This is a genomic window from Armatimonadota bacterium (assembly GCA_028871815.1).
In the GTDB taxonomy this organism is placed as follows: Bacteria; Armatimonadota; Chthonomonadetes; order Chthonomonadales; family Chthonomonadaceae; genus REEB205.
Window position 1 is genome coordinate 14,754 of the sequence record JAGWMJ010000004.1, and the last position, 17,384, is coordinate 32,137.

General features: G+C 62.1%; 18 protein-coding genes. 17 read left to right on the plus strand and 1 reads right to left on the minus strand.

Features of this window, described 5'->3' with window-relative positions:
- The first annotated feature begins 57 nt into the window (after window positions 1–57).
- Genes KGJ62_06095 through KGJ62_06175 form a run of 17 tightly spaced genes read left to right on the plus strand, consistent with a single transcriptional unit; the run spans window position 58 to window position 16,214 of the window.
- Window positions 58–594 (plus strand): hypothetical protein, encoded by a 537-nt coding sequence (locus KGJ62_06095; protein MDE2126142.1) that lies wholly within the window; start codon window positions 58–60, stop codon window positions 592–594.
- A complete protein-coding gene (locus KGJ62_06100; GenBank protein MDE2126143.1) occupies window positions 591–1,973 on the plus strand; it encodes an aspartate kinase in 1,383 nt (460 codons plus the stop codon). The genes KGJ62_06095 and KGJ62_06100 overlap by 4 nt, the downstream gene beginning before the upstream one ends.
- 12 nt (window positions 1,974–1,985) lie before the next feature.
- Window positions 1,986–2,321: an AtpZ/AtpI family protein gene (locus tag KGJ62_06105; protein ID MDE2126144.1), complete on the plus strand. Its 336-nt coding sequence runs from the start codon at window positions 1,986–1,988 to the stop codon at window positions 2,319–2,321.
- Entirely contained in the window at window positions 2,318–2,830 is a 513-nt protein-coding gene (locus KGJ62_06110) for a hypothetical protein (protein ID MDE2126145.1), read from the plus strand. The genes KGJ62_06105 and KGJ62_06110 overlap by 4 nt, the downstream gene beginning before the upstream one ends.
- A 4-nt stretch (window positions 2,831–2,834) precedes the next feature.
- Window positions 2,835–3,680 (plus strand): F0F1 ATP synthase subunit A, encoded by an 846-nt coding sequence (gene atpB / locus KGJ62_06115; protein MDE2126146.1) that lies wholly within the window; start codon window positions 2,835–2,837, stop codon window positions 3,678–3,680.
- A gap of 50 nt (window positions 3,681–3,730) precedes the next feature.
- The gene (gene atpE / locus KGJ62_06120; GenBank protein ID MDE2126147.1) at window positions 3,731–4,018 is read left to right on the plus strand and encodes an ATP synthase F0 subunit C; all 288 of its coding nucleotides are present in this window, start codon (window positions 3,731–3,733) and stop codon (window positions 4,016–4,018) included.
- A gap of 52 nt (window positions 4,019–4,070) precedes the next feature.
- Complete coding sequence (locus KGJ62_06125) at window positions 4,071–4,592, plus strand: ATP synthase F0 subunit B (GenBank protein MDE2126148.1); 522 nt, start codon at window positions 4,071–4,073, stop codon at window positions 4,590–4,592.
- Window positions 4,593–4,629: 37 nt separating this feature from the next.
- Complete coding sequence (locus KGJ62_06130; GenBank protein ID MDE2126149.1) at window positions 4,630–5,163, plus strand: ATP synthase F0 subunit B; 534 nt, start codon at window positions 4,630–4,632, stop codon at window positions 5,161–5,163.
- Window positions 5,163–5,717: an ATP synthase F1 subunit delta gene (gene atpH, locus KGJ62_06135; GenBank protein ID MDE2126150.1), complete on the plus strand. Its 555-nt coding sequence runs from the start codon at window positions 5,163–5,165 to the stop codon at window positions 5,715–5,717. Before KGJ62_06130 ends, atpH begins: the two co-directional genes overlap by 1 nt.
- A 40-nt stretch (window positions 5,718–5,757) precedes the next feature.
- Window positions 5,758–7,455 carry a F0F1 ATP synthase subunit alpha gene (gene atpA / locus KGJ62_06140; protein ID MDE2126151.1) on the plus strand — a complete coding sequence of 566 codons (1,698 nt, stop codon included), beginning with the start codon at window positions 5,758–5,760 and terminating at the stop codon, window positions 7,453–7,455.
- A 31-nt stretch (window positions 7,456–7,486) separates the two neighbouring features.
- Window positions 7,487–9,025, plus strand: coding sequence for a hypothetical protein (locus KGJ62_06145; GenBank protein ID MDE2126152.1), 1,539 nt, complete (start codon window positions 7,487–7,489; stop codon window positions 9,023–9,025).
- A gap of 50 nt (window positions 9,026–9,075) precedes the next feature.
- The gene (locus KGJ62_06150) at window positions 9,076–11,148 is read left to right on the plus strand and encodes a Gfo/Idh/MocA family oxidoreductase (protein MDE2126153.1); all 2,073 of its coding nucleotides are present in this window, start codon (window positions 9,076–9,078) and stop codon (window positions 11,146–11,148) included.
- A 3-nt stretch (window positions 11,149–11,151) separates the two neighbouring features.
- Window positions 11,152–12,024 carry an ATP synthase F1 subunit gamma gene (atpG, locus tag KGJ62_06155; GenBank protein ID MDE2126154.1) on the plus strand — a complete coding sequence of 291 codons (873 nt, stop codon included), beginning with the start codon at window positions 11,152–11,154 and terminating at the stop codon, window positions 12,022–12,024.
- A 27-nt stretch (window positions 12,025–12,051) separates the two neighbouring features.
- Window positions 12,052–12,942, plus strand: coding sequence for a diaminopimelate epimerase (locus KGJ62_06160; protein ID MDE2126155.1), 891 nt, complete (start codon window positions 12,052–12,054; stop codon window positions 12,940–12,942).
- Complete coding sequence (locus KGJ62_06165; protein ID MDE2126156.1) at window positions 12,939–13,202, plus strand: hypothetical protein; 264 nt, start codon at window positions 12,939–12,941, stop codon at window positions 13,200–13,202. Before KGJ62_06160 ends, KGJ62_06165 begins: the two co-directional genes overlap by 4 nt.
- Complete coding sequence (locus KGJ62_06170; GenBank protein ID MDE2126157.1) at window positions 13,199–14,974, plus strand: family 10 glycosylhydrolase; 1,776 nt, start codon at window positions 13,199–13,201, stop codon at window positions 14,972–14,974. Before KGJ62_06165 ends, KGJ62_06170 begins: the two co-directional genes overlap by 4 nt.
- Complete coding sequence (locus KGJ62_06175) at window positions 14,958–16,214, plus strand: DUF1343 domain-containing protein (GenBank protein MDE2126158.1); 1,257 nt, start codon at window positions 14,958–14,960, stop codon at window positions 16,212–16,214. Before KGJ62_06170 ends, KGJ62_06175 begins: the two co-directional genes overlap by 17 nt.
- 548 nt (window positions 16,215–16,762) lie before the next feature.
- On the opposite strand, the gene KGJ62_06180 is transcribed toward KGJ62_06175, so the two are convergent.
- On the minus strand, window positions 16,763–17,071 hold the full coding sequence (locus KGJ62_06180; GenBank protein ID MDE2126159.1) for a hypothetical protein: 309 nt from the start codon (window positions 17,069–17,071) through the stop codon (window positions 16,763–16,765).
- Window positions 17,072–17,384: the final 313 nt, after the last annotated feature.

Below are 17,384 nucleotides of genomic sequence, written 5' to 3' on the forward strand. Positions count from 1 at the left end.
AATGCACAAACTTCCGTCGATGGCCCGGCGGGCATGGCTCCCGAATGGAATCAGCGAATGAGTACCCGAACGGCGATTGATTCGCACGACGTCGCCTTCGAGCGGGAGCGCGGTGTAGTTGCCGTTGAGGTAACGCGGCAGGTTTGCCATGCCGTGATTGATGTTGGTGACGGGGACGACCGGCCGACCCGGATTCTGAACACATTCCAGACACTGGCGACCGCTCACGTCCCGGTCTTCCTGATCAAGCTGCACCGTACGGCGGTAACCCTGGGATTGGCCGGCCTGGATGCGGAGCGAGCCGAAGCTGCCATTGCGTCCGGTGGCATGCAGGTCAGACTGCGGTGCGACCTGGCGCTGATTGTGGTGCGCGCCAGCTCCATGCGCGACCTTTCCGGCATCATGTCGCAGATTGCCGACGCACTCTTTGTGGTTGGCGCTCATATGCTGGCGACCGGCGACTCACACAGTACGGTGCAGTGCATCATCGAAGACGATCGCGCCAACGCCGTGGCGCAGGAACTCGCGACCGTTTTCGGGCTTGAGCCTTCCGGGATTGTTCAGCGGCCATTGCCCGAGGCGCCGAAATCGTGAAGATCCTGGTTCAAAAGTTCGGCGGCACGTCCCTCGATTCACAGGAGCACCGCGAAATGGCGGTGCGCAAGGTAATCCAGGCCCAGCAGGCGGGCCATGCCTCGGTCGTAGTTGTTTCAGCCATTGGACGTTCCGGCGCTCCGTACGCTACCGATTCGCTGATCGGATTCCTTGAGGCTGTGGACCCTCAGGCGCCGATGCCACCGCGTGAACTGGATGTGATGATGGGCTGCGGAGAGATCATCTCTGCGGCCGTTTTCGCGCGCGCCCTGCAGGCGTCGGGCATCAAGGCATCGGCCTTGACGGGTGGTCAGGCCGGCATCATTACCGATGAGGTTTACGGCAACGCCCGCATCCGCGAGATCCGAACGCAGCACCTTCTATCGCTTCTGCGGAAGGGAATCACGCCGGTGGTATGCGGGTTTCAGGGCGCAACGGATCACTCCGAAGAGGACGAATCGTGGTCGCTCACTACCCTTGGGCGCGGCGGCAGCGATACCACCGCCACGGCGCTTGGCGCAGCTCTCAAGGCAACTGCCGTTGAGATCTATACCGACGTGGATGGCGTGAAGTCGGCCGATCCCGATCTGGTTCCAGATGCGCGCACGCTGGACGTTTGCAGCTACGAAGAGGTGGCCGAGATCGCGCATCAGGGCGCCCGCGTGGTTCACCCAAGGGCGGTTGAGATCGCGATGGATCACCGGATGCCGCTCTGGGTGAAGGGGACGTTCACGGAATCGCCGGGCACGCGCATTGAATCGATTCCGAATCGCGGCGCCGGCGCGCCGCGCGTTACCGGCGTAACGCATACCGGCAAGATCGTGTTCATTCGGCTGGAGATCGGCGAAACAGTTCACAAGGCGAGCGTGGAGCGCGAAGTCTATCGGATGATGTCTCGCGCCGGCGTCAACATCCACTACGTCACATTTGGGCCTAACGCCCTTTCGTTTGGCGTGCCGCGCGACAAGTTTCCAATTGCGCGTGACTTGCTGGACGGCATGGTGGTTCCTGTACCGTACGAAGCGCCGGATTCCAGCGGAAAGGTTGCCGCGTTCTTCATTTTCAAGTTTTCTGAGGGGCTGGATCTTGCTTACAGCGTCCAGCGCCCGCTATTGCGAGCGATGGAGAGCAAGATCGACGTGGTAGACGTACCCGGGGCCGTGTTTGAGAACTGCACGACGGTCTCGGTGGTAACTTCCGGCCACCGCAGAGTGCCGGGTATTATGGCGGGAGTTTTCGAGACGCTGGCGGGCGCCGGCGTAGCCGTCTATCAGACGGCGGACTCCGAGATGTCGGTGTCGTTTCTCGTGCCGGAAAGTGACGCGGAGCGAGCGGTTCGGCTGCTGCACGCCCGCTTCTGTCAGACTACAGCGGCATAGCTGAACCAGGTCATGGAAAAGCCGGACGACAAGCTGGCGGAGGAAAAAAAAGCGTGGGACGTAGCGCCGGATGCGCCGATTGTGCCAAAATTCACGGTCTCACTTCCACCGCGGCCCGTGGAGCCCGAAACGCTGGCCGCTGGACAGCGTCAGGCTTCCAATACGGCGCTGGCGCTCTCGGCGGTTTCGGCGTTCGTCGCTCCAATTATCGTTCTGGTGGTTGCCGGCTGGCTTCTCGACCTCAAGCTGCGGCACACAACGTACTGGTTCTCGCTGCTGGGCGCGGTGCTCGGACTGGTGGTGGGCATCAGTTCGCTGGTGCGCACGCTTCAAAAGCTTAACTCATGACCGGTATTCGCACGACCAACTTCATCGCCACCGCAGGCGCGCGTCCCAAGCAGGGTTCACTCGGTATAACGCTGTGCGTCAGCGGCGCGGTGGCTTTGGCGACGTCGCTGCTGCTGGTTGTGCTCAATCTGCGCCCGGCCGCCTGGGCGTTTGCTGGTGGCTCGCTGCTATCGCTCCTCAGCGCCGGCTCGATCACGCTCTCGGTTCCGTTTGCGCTCCGCGGAAGATCACTCCGGAGGACACGCCGCGTGCTGTTGGCGCTGCTCATTGCAAAAGTACCGATCTTTGGGGTGATTCTGGCCGTGGCGGCAGCGCACGCCGGCGCCGACCTGCCATTTATTGTGGTCGGTATCGGCCTCGTACCATTTGCGTTTACTGCCGTGGCGCTCACACAGGCGGCGCAATCCTCCAGAGCGAAGCGCTCGACAGCAACTGTTCACCGGCTTGCGGAAGCCACAGCGGGAATGCAGTTTACCGCCGAGTACAGCGGCGAGACGGAAGGGAGATAGCGGGTTGCCGAACGGCTCGCAGCATACTGCCTCAAACAGCCGGTTGATTCACCTGCCTTCCGGCGCAGCCTTTCAGCTGGCGCAGGGCGGTGCGCCTTCCGGCGTCAGCGCCGACGCACCAGCCCAAACGGCAGGATCGCGCGAGCAGCCGTTCAAGCCGGGCGACATGGCCGATCCAAGAGCGTTGCTCTGGGATAGTGGACTGATTGCTGTCGGGATGATTGTTTTCGCGCTGCTTGCAAAACGGAACATGCAGGCTGTGCCGCGAGGGCTTCAGAATGTCGGCGAGTTCATCGCGGAGGGCCTGAACAGGTTTGCCGTGCAGACTATTGGCCCGGGCGGGGAGCGGTACACGCCGCTGGTGGGCACCATCTTCATCTACGTGTTGTTGATGAACCTGTTCAGTGCGATGCCCTTCGTACACGCGCCCACGGCGAACCTCACGTTTACGCTTGCCCTGGGCGTGGTGGTGTTTGTGTACGTGCAGTTTGTGGGCATCCGGTCGAATGGCCCGGTGGGTTATGTGAAGCACTTTCTCGGACCAATCTGGTGGGTGGCGCCCCTCCTGGGTCCGATTGAACTGGTTTCGGAGCTGGTCAAGCCCTTTACGCTGGCCCTCCGACTTTTCGGCAACATCTTCGGCGAGGATGTTATCATCCTCATTCTGGCTTCCATGGCGTCCGGCAGCATCATCGGACGATTCATCCCGCTGCAGTTTCCAGTACTCATTCTCTCTCTTCTGACCGATGTGGTCCAGGCGCTGGTATTCACCATCCTCACCTGCATCTACATCCAGCTGATGACCGGGCACGGCAGTAACGAGCATGAGGCGGCTCACGCCGCTCATTAGTGCCCTTCCGGTCGGATCTCGTTCGAGATATATCGAAAGGAACAGATACAATGGTCTATTTTATGGCTCTGGCGCTGGCCGTCGGCTTCGGCGTCCCCGTTGCCGTACTCTCTGCCGCGCTCGGCCAGGGTAAGGCGGCGGCCGCCGCTCTGGAGGGTATGGCCAGGCAGCCGGAGCAGACCGGCAACCTGCAGATCAATATGATCATCGCGCTCGCGTTTATCGAGTCCCTCGTGATCTTCTCACTGTTGGTCTTTCTGATGATGCGCGGCAATCTGCCTGATACCGGCAAGGTGATGTCGGCCGTTCAGTCGGCTGCAACGTCGCTGGCCAAGTAGTCATAGCGGTGCGGGCGCGTGTGGCCCGCACCCAGGCCTCCATTTCCATATCATGAACTCCATGCTGCAGAGCCTGAAGTTTGATCCGGTGGTCTTCCTGGCGCAGATCGTCATCTTCATTGCGCTTGTTGTTATCATGCGTTTCGTATTTTGGGAGCCGATGCTCGCGAACATTTCGAAACGCGATCGCGACGTAGACGATGCCTACCGACAACGCGATGCTCTGGAAGCGGATATGCACGCCCTCCGGGATGACTATCAGCGGCGCATGGCGGCTGTGGAGGCGGAGGCGCGCACGCGCATTCAGGAGTCGATCAAGGATGCGCAGGCACAGCGCGAGCTGCTTCTGAACGAGGCACGTGAGCAGGCCGAGGAGGTGATACGTCAGGGTATCGCCTCTATCGACGCCGAGCGTGCAGCCGTGCTTGCCGGCATGACCGATCAAATAGCTGCGGTTGCCGCCACTGCCGCCGCAAACGCGCTGGGTGGCGGCGCCACGGAAGTTCTGCTGCGCCGCGAGCTCAAGCCGATCGTTGCGCAGGCAACCGGCGGCGGAACGGAACGGTCCGCATGAACGCTGTCCTTCTCAAAGCGAGCGCGAGGCGACCAGCGTGATTCCCGAATTTCACCTTGGGCCGTTTGCCAACGAATACCCGCCCTCACTCTGGGCGATTATTGTCGGATTCGCCATCATCGCGTTCGCCTTCGTCCGGTTCGTCCTGCCCAGGCTGAAGGTGCTGCTGAGCGACCGGACGGAGCGCATCGAACAGGCGCAGAAGCTGCTTGAGAAGGCGATGGCCGATCTCCAGTCGCAGCACGACCTGTATGCCGCGCGCATTGCCAACATCGAGTCCGAAGCGATGGCAGCCAGCGAGCGCGCTGTGCAAGAGGCAAAGGCGGCGCACGACGAGTTGCTGGCGGAAGCTCGGACGATGGTGGATGCCATGCTGGCCCGAGCGAAGGCCGAGATTACCCGTGAAGAGGCCCGTACACGCATCGAGTTGCGTCGCGATGTCGTGCGGATCGCGATGGATTCGGCGGAAGCCGGCATCCGCGCTCACGCCAGCGAGACTGCGCACTCCTCGCTGATCGATGACTTCATCGGCGCGGTGCAGCAGCCTGCGGCCGGTGGAGGCAGTCACTGATGGCGACGATCGATTTTCGCGTTGCGCGACGGTACGCATCCGCGGTGTTCGCTGCCGCATCGAAAGCCCGCAAGGTGGACGCCGTGACCAGCGACCTGGCACAGTTCAGCGCTCTGGTCGGTGGCTCGGCGAGTCTGCAGAGCCTGTGGCGATCGCCTTTAATTCCGGCCTCCAGCAAAGAAGCGGCCGTGGTTGCCGCACTGAAGGGCAAGTGCGAAACGCTCACAGTGTCGCTGCTCACACTGTTGATCGCCAAGAGTCGCGAGGAGATGCTGCCCGGCGTGGTGACGGAACTTCAGCGGCTTGCGGATGCCGCAAAGGGTGTTGTGCGGGCTGAGGCCGTGTTTGCGCTGCCGCCGACGCCGGATCAGATAGGACGCTTGCGGCGCAGCCTGGAGCTGCGTACCGGGCAGCGGGTTGAGCTGACGGTGGATACCGAGCCGGCCGTGCTGGGCGGCGTTCTGGTGAGGCTGCAGGATACGCTTATCGATGGAACCGTGCGCGGCTCGTTGGAGCGGATGCGCGACCACCTGCTTGCCGAGGCGCAATCTTAGAGGCCCAACCGGCCGCATATGATGGGAGACTGAGGACTACATCCTTATGGCTATTCGACCCGAAGAGATAACTGGGATCCTTGAACGTGAGTTGGGCGGCCTCTCCGGCCACCTCAATGAGGTGGGCGTTGGCACCGTTTTGCAGGTGGGCGACGGAATCGCCCGCATCTACGGGCTGCAGGACTGTATGGTGTCGGAGCTGCTCGAGTTTCTCGACAGCCGCGGCAATCCCGTATTGGACAGCAATGGTGCGCCGGTCCGCGCCATCGCACTGAACCTTGAAGAGGATAATGTCGGCGCGGTTGTACTTGGGCCGATTGAGCAGATCAAGGAAGGCACGGTCGTCAAGCGAACGTCGCGCATCGTGGAGGTGCCTGTCGGCGAGAAGATGCTCGGGCGCGTTGTGAGCGCACTGGGGGACCCGCTGGATGGCGGCGGACCGATTGTCACTACTGAAACCGCGTTTATCGAGGCGCGCGCGCCCGGAGTTGTCGACCGCCAGCCGGTCAAGGAGCCGCTACAGACCGGCCTCAAGGCTATCGATGCGCTGGTGCCAATCGGACGCGGACAGCGCGAGCTGATTATCGGCGACCGCGGAACCGGCAAAACAGCAATTGCGCTTGACGCTATAATCAACCAAAAGGGCGGCGACGTCATCTGCATCTACGTGGCGATCGGGCAAAAGGCCACGACGGTCGGCAACGTGAAGCTGGCGTTGGAGGCCAATGGCGCCATGGCCTACACGATCATCGTGTCGGCTGCCGCCTCAGATCCGGCGCCTATGCAGTACATCGCCCCGTACACCGGGTGCGCCATCGGTGAGTTCTTTCGCAACCAGGGTAAACACGCTCTGGTGATCTACGACGACCTGTCCAAGCATGCGGTTGCCTACCGGCAGGTTTCCCTGCTGCTGCGCCGGCCGCCAGGTCGCGAGGCCTATCCCGGTGATGTCTTCTACCTGCACAGCCGCCTGCTGGAGCGAGCGGCAAAGGTGCGTGAGGACTACGTGATTGTAGCCAGGGATGCCGCGGCAGAGACCAGCACCGGCGTGGACGGCAAGGTCTACGAAGGCGGAGACGGGTCGAAGGAAGCGAAGAAGGCGGCAGCAGCGCTGCCGAATGCGGCAGAGGTAGAAGTCCGCCGCGTGCCGGGTACCGGCGGCACGCTCACCGCCCTGCCAATCATCGAGACCCTGGCCTCCGACGTATCGGCCTACATCCCGACCAATGTCATCTCGATTACCGACGGCCAGATATTCCTGGAGCCGGATCTCTTCTTTGCCGGTGTGCGTCCGGCGATCAACGTGGGTATCTCCGTCAGCCGCGTTGGCCGCTCCGCGCAGGTAAACGGTATGAAGAAGGTTGCCGGAAGGATGCGGCTCGATTTGGCGCAGTATCGGGAGGTGCAGGCGTTTTCACAGTTCGCGTCGAACCTGGATAAAGCCACACGCGATCAATTGGACCGCGGCGCGAGACTGGTCGAGTTGCTCAAACAGCCGCAGTTTGAGCCAATGCCGGTGGAAAAGATGATTACCATCATCTTTGCCGGTTACCACGGCGACCTGGACGACATTCCGGTTGCCGACGTTCAGCGATTCGAACAGGAGTTCCACCCGTGGCTGGCAGAGAACTATCCAGACGTGATCGAAAAGATTCGACATTCACTGGACGTGGACGAACCTACGGAAGCGACTCTGATCAAGGCACTGGCTGCGTTCAAGGCGCAGTTTCAGCGATAAGACTGTAGAGCCGGAGCCGCCGGAGGCCGCAATGAAACAGTCAAAACAAAGTTCGGCACTTGCTCTCCTGGTCACCGCAGCGGCTGCCGCTCTCTGCCCCACCGGCTCCCGAGCGCAGGTCTCCACCCGCACCTGGTACGGCTATGGGCGTGGGCCGCAGCACCAGGCGCAATCACGCGTTGGAGGGCAGGCGCTAGCTTCAATTCTGTGGCAGAAACAGATCGATCTTTCGGTGACCTCCGGCAGCGGTGAGCTGCTGATCCACTACGGATCCGTGATGATAACGCACCAGAACACCGTGGTGACGCCGATCAAAACGACCTCCGCCGGTGACTTTGAGGTGGAGGGGCTCGCCGGCGCTACTGGCGCCACACAGTGGACCGTAACCAGCGATTGGGTTCCGCCACCCCACGATTGGTACCCCGTATTCGGCCCGGTTCTGGCTCCGAATGGCCGCGTGTACTACCCGGGCGCCGGCGGTACGGTGCAGTACCGCGACCGGGCCGACCAACCCAATACGGCGCCGACCGGGCGCATCGCGTTTTTCGGTAATGCCGCATATGCCGCGGATCCCACCGACTTCAACAACAACGTCTTCATCAACACGCCGCTCACACTCGATTCCGCCGGGGATCTCTACTTCGGCTTTGAGGTCACAGGAACCAACCCGGCAAACCTGGTGAGCGGCTTGGCGCGAATTGCACCCGATGGACGCGGCTCGTATGTTTCCGCCGTCACGCTGTCGGGCGACACCAGCATGACCAAGACGCAGGATAACTGCACGCCGGCCGTGTCGCTGGATGGCAGAACCGTCTACGTGGCTGTTAACAACACTACCGGCACTAACGCCTGGGGCAACGGTTACATCTGTTCCTGCGATAGCGTGACGCTCGCTCCGATCCACCATACGTACCTCCTGGATCCGAAGAGCGGCGACGCCGGTATTGTCATCGACGACAGTACAGCATCACCGCTGATCGGTCCGGACGGCGACGTCTACATTGGCATCCTCGAGAACCCGTTCCCGGAGAACAACGACCGGGGCTGGCTGATCCACCTCGACGCCAACCTCACACTCAAAGGTGCGCCCGGGGCATTTGGCTGGGACGACACGCCCTCAATCGTACCTTCGACCATGGTGCCTGCGTACAAGGGCACGTCGTCGTATCTGCTGATGTGCAAATACAACAACTATGTGGGTATCGGCACCGGCAATGGTGATGACAAGATCGCTGTACTGGATCCCAACGCAACCGAGACCGATCCCGTAAGCGGCTGGACGACGATGAACGAAGTGATGACGGATGACCAGCAGCTTCCCAGCCCGGCCGGCGGAGTGCACGAGTGGTGCATCAACTCTGCCGCGATCGACCCGGTTACAAAGGCGATATTCGCCAACTGTGAGGATGGCCATATCTATCGTTGGGATATGACCACCGGGACGCTGACGCAGACCATCGGCCTGACCAGCGGAATCGGCGAGGCATACACCTGCACGGTTATCGGCCCGGATGGCAAGGTCTACGCGCTCAACGACGCAATTCTATTCGCCTGCGGCACCGCTCCGTAGAGGTATCGGCCTTGGCCCTGTCCTTGCGGGCAGGGTAAGCCGAACGCGCCATGCCGCCAGAACAGCCCACTCAGGACCCCAAGCAGCAGCTGGCGGAGGCTATCCGACAGCTGAGCGTGGCGTTCCATGAGGTCAAGGAGCGCGTGGTAGTTGCGGTGATGCGCCGCAATCGCCTCCAGGACCAGGTGACGGCCGCCAAACGCGTTCTTGAGGATCGGCAGGCGAAGCGCCGAACCTCTGAGCAGCTCAACGACCCGCAACTGCTCAAGGACCTGGATGCCGATATCAAAAGCCGCCAGCAGGAACTCGATGGCCTGAACAGGATGCTGGTGCAGGCTGAGGTTGAAGCCGATACCGCCAAGACCGCGCTCCCGGTGGAGCAGGGCCGGCTTCTGGAACAACTGCGCGAGATGAAAGCCCGGTTTGGCGAGGCTATTCATCAGAAGATTACCAACAGTGGCTGGCCAACTGCGGCCGACGAACTGCTGGACCGGGCATTTTCCAAATCCCGTGAGATACAGCACGAGGCCGCGGCCCGTGAAGAAGCCTCAGCCGCGGCCGCTGGGCAAGCGCGAACCGTCCAACCGGTCTCTCGCATCGAGATGCCGTCGGAGTCGACGCTGGACGAGATGTTGAGCGCCCTCGAGGCGAAGGTGCGTGGCGATGTGCCGGCCGAGGCGCTGGACGGGCCGGCAGCGCAGCCGGCATCGGCGCCGCCCGTTGCCCCGCCGGTGACAGAGGCGACCCCACCGGCGGTTCCGGCTTTGGCGCCGCCGGCTGTGCCGGGCATACCGGTGGTGCAGTCGACATCGGCGCCGGTGATAGCGCCGGCCGTTATTCGAAAGGAAATCGATATGGATTCAAACCGGCGTGTGCGTGTAGCCGGCATCGGCACAGGTGGCATCTATCGCGGCGCCCATTTGCCCGCCTATCCGCACATTCCACACGCGCAGCTCGTTGCCTTGTGCGATCCGGATCCTGAGGCGCAGAAACTGGCGCTGGCGCGGCACCACAGCGTGTTTGAGGCAAAGATCAAAGAGCTGCGAGAGCGCAAGGAGACCGAAGCGGCCGACCTGTTGGAGCGCGACCGCGATGCCGTTCAGGTGCGCTCTGATATCAGCGAGGTGATCGCTCAAGACAACGTGGACCTGGTGGATATCTGCACGCAACCCTTTTTGCACGCGCCACTCTCCATCCAAGCCCTGAACGCCGGCCTCAACGTGATGTGTGAAAAGCCACTCTCACGCAGCTGGCTGGAATCGAAGCGACTGCTGGCTGCCGTTGAGCGGTCCGGCCGATTCTATCAGCACAATGAGAACTGGCTATGGGATCCGGACTACTACAGCGCCATGAAACTCGTGCGCAGCGGCGCCATCGGTGAGCCGCTGCTGATGTTCTTTGCCACCGCTCACGGTGGACCGGAAGGGAATGGCAAGTTCTGGAACAGTGAGTTTGGCGGAGGCGGCTCACTGCTGGATAACGGGATCCACGCGATCGGCGCTGCCTGGTACATCGCCGGGATGAGCCGGCGGCCAAAGTTAGTGAAAGCGGCCGACCCGTTCGGCATGCAAATCCGAATGCCCCATCGGATCATCGACGGCCGGTTTCAGCAGGTGCGCGTGGAGGACGATGCGCATATTCTTATCCGGTTTGAGGACCCCAACACAGGCGCCTGGACGAGTGCCCACGTGGAGGGTTCATGGTCCGAGCGCGACTCGCCGGATACCGTGATCATCGGCACCACCGGCAAAATCCGGTTCGAATCGAACGAAAACGGTCGATTCGCCGTGGTGGTGGATGCCTGGGACCGCGATCAGCGCCGTTTGTTCGTCAGTGGCCCAACATGGCAGCACTGGCCCAGCAGCTTCTACGGCGAAATCCTCAACATGGTGGAGTGCGTTCGCAATGGCGTACCGTCGATCTCCACTGCAAGCTTCGGCGCGGAGTGCTCTGCTATTGTGGGCTGCTCGTACCTCTCTCAAAAGGAGGGGCGGCGCGCCGTGAGCCTGGATGAGTTCAAGGCTTTTGCCGAGGGTATTGAGTCCAGATATCCCGGAGACGCGAAAGCGGCCGACGACGCGCTGGTGGATGCACTGCTCTCAGCCGTACGGCCACAGGACTGACTTATGGCGACTATTCGGCAGATCCGGCAGCGCATCCGCGTTGCGAAGAACATTGAGCAGATCACGCGGGCGATGAAAATGGTGGCCGCGGCCCGCCTGAAACGCGCGCAAGATCGCGTTCAGCAGGCCAGGCCCTACGCCCAGTCGATGCGGGAAATGATGACCGGGCTTGCGCGGAGCGCGGGAAGCGACGTAACGCACCCGCTGCTTGAGGTGCGTGAACCGGGCAACGTGGGCTTTCTGATCATCACGTCGGACCGGGGGCTTGCAGGCTCATACAACTCGGCGCTGCTTCGCCGCGCTACCGAGCTGCTCAACGGGTACGACCGATCTCAACTCAAGCTCTATCTGATGGGGCGAAAGGGAATACAGTTCCTCACGCCGCGCGGCTACGCTATCGAGCACACTTTTCCGATAAATGCCACGGCTCCCACCTATTCGGAAGCCCGTGATGTGATGCGCGTCATCGAGGCCGACTTCAAGAACGGGACGATCGACCGGCTGGTTCTGGTCTACACGCGTTTCGTTACGGCAATGACTCAACGCCCCACCGATTTGCTGCTGCTTCCGGTTCAGCCCGACGCGCTGGAGGGTGCCGCGGGAACCGCCGCCGCTGAGGACTATATCTATGAGCCAACTGCGGAGCAGCTTCTGCAGTCGCTGATACCGAGGTATGTAGAGGGCCAGATCTTTCAGGCGCTGCTGGAGGCCGTAGCCAGCGAGCATGGCGCCCGTATGACGGCCATGAGTTCCGCCACAGATAACGCCGGCAAAATGATTACCAACCTGACGCTCGGCCTGAACCGGGCCCGCCAGGCCGGCATAACGCGAGAGATTTCTGAGATTGTTGGCGGGGCGGAGGCGCTGAAGGGCTAGCCCGGGCGCCGTGGCTCTATAAATCGAATGGATGCCGAGCTGCGATTTGTAAAGATGCAGGGCGTCGGCAACGACTTTGTGCTGATCGACGCTCGCGTCGCTCCAGCCGCCGACTGGCCGGCACTGGCCGTGGAACTGTGCCGTCGCCGATTCTCGGTAGGCGCGGACGGTCTGCTGGTTGTGGATCGTTCCGAGGTTGCCGATGCCATGATGCGCATGTACAACCCGGATGGCTCACCAGACGTTTGCGGCAATGGAATGCGGTGCGTGGCGCGATGGCTCACCGAGAGTTGCGGCTACACCGCACCGGCACTAGCGCTGGAAACGTTTAATGGCGTCCACCAGATTACTGTTGAACCGGACGCCGCCGGCCGATCAGCCGGTTTTACCGTGAACATGGGCCCGCCTGCGCTGCACCCGAATGCCATCCCGATGGTTGCCCCCGGCGATACAGTCTGTGACTTTCCGCTGGAGCTTGCCGACGCGCCAAACGGATTCTCACGCTTGCCGGTTACGTGCGTTTCCACGGGATCGACCCATGCAGTCACGTTTGCGCCATTGCCCGGTTCGGACCTGGAGTTCGAGCGTATTGCATCCTGCGTGGAGCACCACCACCGGTTTCCAGAGCGCACCAGTTTGATGTGGGCCAGGCAGGCGGAGGATGGTGCGCTTGCGATCCGCATCTGGGAGCGTGGGGCGGGAGAAACACTGGGCTGTGGAACCGGCGCGTGCGCCACAGCCGTGGCCGCGGTGATGCACGGAACTGCGCAGCGCGATTCGCCGGTGCGGGTCCGAAGCGCCGGTGGCGAGCTGGTGGTAACCTGGCAGAGCGACGGTGACATACTCATGAGCGGCCCTGCCGAGATCGTATATTCCGGTTCATGGGCCGGCGACAGCACGGCGGAGGTAATGGCATGAAGGCGGTATTTGAAGGCATGCGGCCCGGCGAGCCGATGATGAAGGATGAAGATGGGCGGCGGATAGCCGTAACGCTGCGGCTGGTGCCGGAAACGCCGGACGAGGTTGCCGAGCTGAAAAAGTTCTGCACCCTCACTGAGGCGTTTACTTTTGTTATCGACGAGGAGTTTCGCTTCAATCAGGCGCACATTGCGCCGGTGTATGGCGAGCGCCTCTACCCGGTAGTAGCCCGTCGCGCGTCGCTGTTGGAAGACCTTTGACGCGACTATCACTTGCTCTATTTGCCGCAGTACTGTGTGCATCGGCGCCACAGGCTTGTAGCGGCCAGTCGGTTACCGACCTGGCGCGTGGCGTATCGGCCGGCCTGGGCTTACAGGGCCGTGTGATGTGGGTGGATGGTACGGCCAACCTTTTTCGCACCGACCCGGCCAGTCCCGGGGGGTACCGCAACTACACGACCACCGAGGCCGGTGTGGCGCATGTGGTGGCAGAGTGCAAGGCGGCGCACGTAAACACGCTGGTGGTGGATGTGAAGCCGCTAGCGGGCGAGGTGCTTTACAACAGCCGGATTGCACCGCGCATGACGCAGTGGCTGGGTAGACCGGTCCCCGATTTTGACGTGCTGGCGGCATTTGTCAAACTGGGTCACGCTGCCGGTATGGCCGTGGATGCTTCGGTGAACATCCTCAGCGAGGGGCACAAGTACTTCAGTGTGGGACCGGCCTATTCCCACCCGGAATGGCAGAGCATGGTCTACACCGTGGACCGCGGATTGATCGCGGCGAATGGCTCACGCCTGAAGCTGCGCGTTCCGAACGAGCCGACAAACCCTGCTCGGCCCGTTGTAGTCTCGGATACCACGACGATTCTCGGCGAAGAGGGCCCGAATGCCATGGTTGGTCTGGAGACGCCGGAGCGGCAACAGACCGATGTAACTGCTCAATCCGCCATGCAGCCCGGCGCCCAGTTGAACGTTGTGATGGATGCGCAAAACCGTGTGGATGGCGTGGTGGACAGCGCTCTCCTGGGCGATGACCCTCTGGTTGCGCCCGATGGCGGCCACATTGTGCCGGTAACCCGGCCGGGTGACGTGGCCTGGGTATCGCGGAACGTTCATCCGGGCGATCCGATGCGATTCGATGTGGAAACTGCGATTGTGCCGATATCTCAGGCTCCGAGCGAAAAGGTGGCCGATTTCGTGAACCCGCTCATTCCCGCGGTGAGGAGCTACGAGTTGGGGATGGTACGCGAGATTGCGCAGAACTATGCGGTCGACGGCATCGTTGTGGACCGCTTGAGGTACAGCAATCTTTACAATGACTTCAGTCCGGTGACGCGAGCGGCATTCGAGGCGTGGTTAGGTCGGCCGGTATCGCAGTGGCCGGAGGATGTGTATTCGTTTTCATCTGTACCCGGCAACCCGATAGTGCGCGGACCACTTTTCAAGCAGTGGCTGCAGTTTCGGGCACACGTGATTCAGGGCTTCGTGGCCGACCTTGCCCAGACGGTGCACACGGCGCGCCCCGGGGCCTCGTTGGGTACCTACGTGGGATCGTGGTATCCGGATTACTACCAGGTTGGCGTGAACTGGGGTAGCCCGCGAACGGCGCTCCGGTACCCGTGGTTCACGGCCGCCTACCCGGAAACCGGATATGCCGAGTACTTCAACTGGGTCTCAACCGGATGCTACTACCCGGTGGCCACGCCATCGGAAGCCCAGCGACTGGGGCGCAGCCAGGGCGCCACTGTGGAAGCGGCGGCGCGACTTTCGAGCAATGCCGTGGCAGACGGGGCATGGGTTTACGCAGGCATCTTTGCCAAGGATTACAAGGGTCACCCCGGCGAGTTTGTTCGGGCGCTGAACGCGGCGGCCACGCAAAGCGAAGGCTGGATGGTTTTTGATCTCTCTTACATCGACCGGTACCACTGGTGGCCGCTGCTCGACGCTGCATCCGGCGCCGATGTATCGCCGCCGGACCGCACAAGCGGCCTCTTGAGCAAAGTGCGATCCATTCGTGATGGCGCCGGGTGAATCGGGCGGCGGGCGCCGCTTCAGCCGACGCGGGCTTCTTGGCGCAGCATGCGCCTGGCTGCCGGCACGCGCGGCCGCAACAGGCACAGTACTGCCCGGCCTGGAAGTGGCTCGCCAAATGGACTTCCGTGACCTGGCGGGAAGTTCGATCGGGCTGATTACCAATCCCACCGGCATAGCACCCGACGGCGCCAGTGGCATCGACCTGCTTGCGAAAGCGTCCAATGTGCATCTGAAGGCGCTGTTTGGGCCCGAACACGGCCTGCGTGGAACAGCCGGCGCCGGTGCAGCCGTGAAGAACGGACGCGACGTTCGTACAGGCCTCCCAATCTACTCTCTTTACGGCGTAACGCGAAGGCCTTCGCCGGAGATGTTGAAGGGTATTGACACCATTGTTTACGACATTCAGGACGTTGGGTCGCGTTCCTACACCTTCATCAGCACAATGGGTTTGGCCATGCAGACCGCCGCGCAACACCGCCTTCGCTTTGTGGTGCTGGACCGGCCATCGCCTGCGGGCGCCAATCGGATCGAGGGAAACATACCGGGCCCGCAGTACCACAGCTTTGTAGGCAGTTACCCGATACCGTACTGCTACGGCCTTACCGTTGGCGAACTCGCCCGGATGATCAACGGGAGTGGGTGGATGGGCGACCCCTGTCACCTGCAGGTGATCCCGATGGAGGGTTACAACCGGCGGATGTTCTGGCGCGATACCCATCTACCGTGGCGCCCCACTAGCCCGCACATCCCAACGCCGGAGGCCGCGTGGGGCTACGCGGCCACCGGCATCATGGGCGAGTTACCCGGGTTGAGCATCGGGATCGATACGCCGGATGAGTTTCTGGTTGCCGGCCGCAGCGATATCGACTCGACGCGTTTTGCAGACGCTCTCAATGCCAGGGCTCTGCCTGGCGTACGCTTCCTGCCGTTTCAGTGGCGCGTTCCCGGATCCGGCAGCGGCGCTGTGGACTGCGGAGTTCGAATCAGGATTGATGACCCGGCATCGGCGCAGTTGACGCGCATCAACTTTGAGCTGATGGTAACCGCACGGCGTTTAGTCCCGCATATCGCATTTTTCGCCAGAGCCGATCAGGAGCGGATGTTTGACATGGTTTGTGGCACCGACGTGGTTCGCCGCCGCTTCCAGGCCGGGGCAGACTCGGCGGAAATATGGGCTGCCTGGAATACAGCTTCATCCTTCGCGGCTCAGCGCAAGCCGTGGCTTCTTTATGCTTAGCTGCGCCGGACGCGGGCGATTTGTTCACTTCGGCTTCAAACTCTGAGGGCGAAAAAAGCCTCACCACTGGCCTTGACATCCGGCGCCGGGTAACGTATCATGACCCGGAACGTAGAAAGAGGTGGGTGCTCGGAACGCGGAGCGGTCTGCGGACCGTGGGCCGCGGAACCTAATAATCTGGATAGCCCGGAGGTTCAAGATGGACGAAAACACGATAGTCATCTTGAGGTTGCCGCGCTGGAAAGGGAGGTAGGGTATAACGCCACCGGACAGTTTTGGATGGGCCAGACGCTGACGCGACAAAGGCAGTAGGATCGCAACCCACCGCATAGACTGGTTATGCGGAGTGCGAGCGAAACGCTAAAGCGCGGCGTAAAAGCGCAAACTGTAAGACCATATCCGCCTCAGTGTCGTTCGCCGGTGATGATGGCGCCCCGGGTTGGGGATGCCCAGCAGCCGGCGGGGCCAATAGAATTCAACAAGCCTTCCGCAATTGCGGAGGGCTTGTTGCTGTGTGAGCCAACATCAATTCAAATCTCGCTCCGTGGTCACGAGCCGATTCGCTTCCGTGCCGGCCGGCTTGCTGCTCGCACCAACTCCTCGGGCTGCGAAGTGGCCGCGGCGCCCGCGGCGGGACGCAACAGCATATCGGAGCTTGCGTCGTGCGCGCCCGTCCAGAGGTGGTCGGGATCCGGATAGAACGAGATGACCGGCTGCGGCGCCGTGCTGCGCGAATTCAGCGCCGCCACCAACCAGCCGCCGGGTACCGGCGACCTCCATACATTCAGCCGGTATGTGTGCGCACGTGGCAAGCCGGTTTCCACTAAATCCTGCGGACCCAGGAACTGCCACTTCATGCGTTTGCCTCCGGCAATAGCGACGTGTTGGTTTGGCGGCTGGTTTCGGCGAGGCAGCGTTGACCGCAGGCGAGGTGCAATGTCACGCCCGCCGCATCGGTTCGTTCCTACCTATAGCCGGCGGACCAATGGCGGTTGGACCGTGCGAGGATCCGCCCGGCGAGGAATTGAACAGCGTGGTGTCGGCGGACGGTCTGCGGGGCGCTGCAGACCGTTACGGCGGCAACGCGATGCGGGGAGGCCGAGGCGGATCGGCCTCCCCGCGCATGGCGCTCGGCCCCGCCGCTCCACCAAAACGGACCGCGGCGGGGCC

Coding starts and splice junctions, on each gene's coding strand:
- atpE (MDE2126147.1), top strand. CDS start 3,731: ATGGTCTATTTTATGGCTCTGGCGCTGGCCGTCGGCTTCGGCGTCCCC.
- KGJ62_06145 (MDE2126152.1), top strand. CDS start 7,487: ATGAAACAGTCAAAACAAAGTTCGGCACTTGCTCTCCTGGTCACCGCA.
- KGJ62_06125 (MDE2126148.1), top strand. CDS start 4,071: ATGAACTCCATGCTGCAGAGCCTGAAGTTTGATCCGGTGGTCTTCCTG.
- KGJ62_06165 (MDE2126156.1), top strand. CDS start 12,939: ATGAAGGCGGTATTTGAAGGCATGCGGCCCGGCGAGCCGATGATGAAG.
- atpH (MDE2126150.1), top strand. CDS start 5,163: ATGGCGACGATCGATTTTCGCGTTGCGCGACGGTACGCATCCGCGGTG.
- KGJ62_06180 (MDE2126159.1), bottom strand. CDS start 17,071: ATGAAGTGGCAGTTCCTGGGTCCGCAGGATTTAGTGGAAACCGGCTTG.
- KGJ62_06160 (MDE2126155.1), top strand. CDS start 12,052: ATGGATGCCGAGCTGCGATTTGTAAAGATGCAGGGCGTCGGCAACGAC.
- KGJ62_06105 (MDE2126144.1), top strand. CDS start 1,986: ATGGAAAAGCCGGACGACAAGCTGGCGGAGGAAAAAAAAGCGTGGGAC.
- KGJ62_06110 (MDE2126145.1), top strand. CDS start 2,318: ATGACCGGTATTCGCACGACCAACTTCATCGCCACCGCAGGCGCGCGT.
- atpG (MDE2126154.1), top strand. CDS start 11,152: ATGGCGACTATTCGGCAGATCCGGCAGCGCATCCGCGTTGCGAAGAAC.
- KGJ62_06095 (MDE2126142.1), top strand. CDS start 58: ATGAGTACCCGAACGGCGATTGATTCGCACGACGTCGCCTTCGAGCGG.
- KGJ62_06150 (MDE2126153.1), top strand. CDS start 9,076: ATGCCGCCAGAACAGCCCACTCAGGACCCCAAGCAGCAGCTGGCGGAG.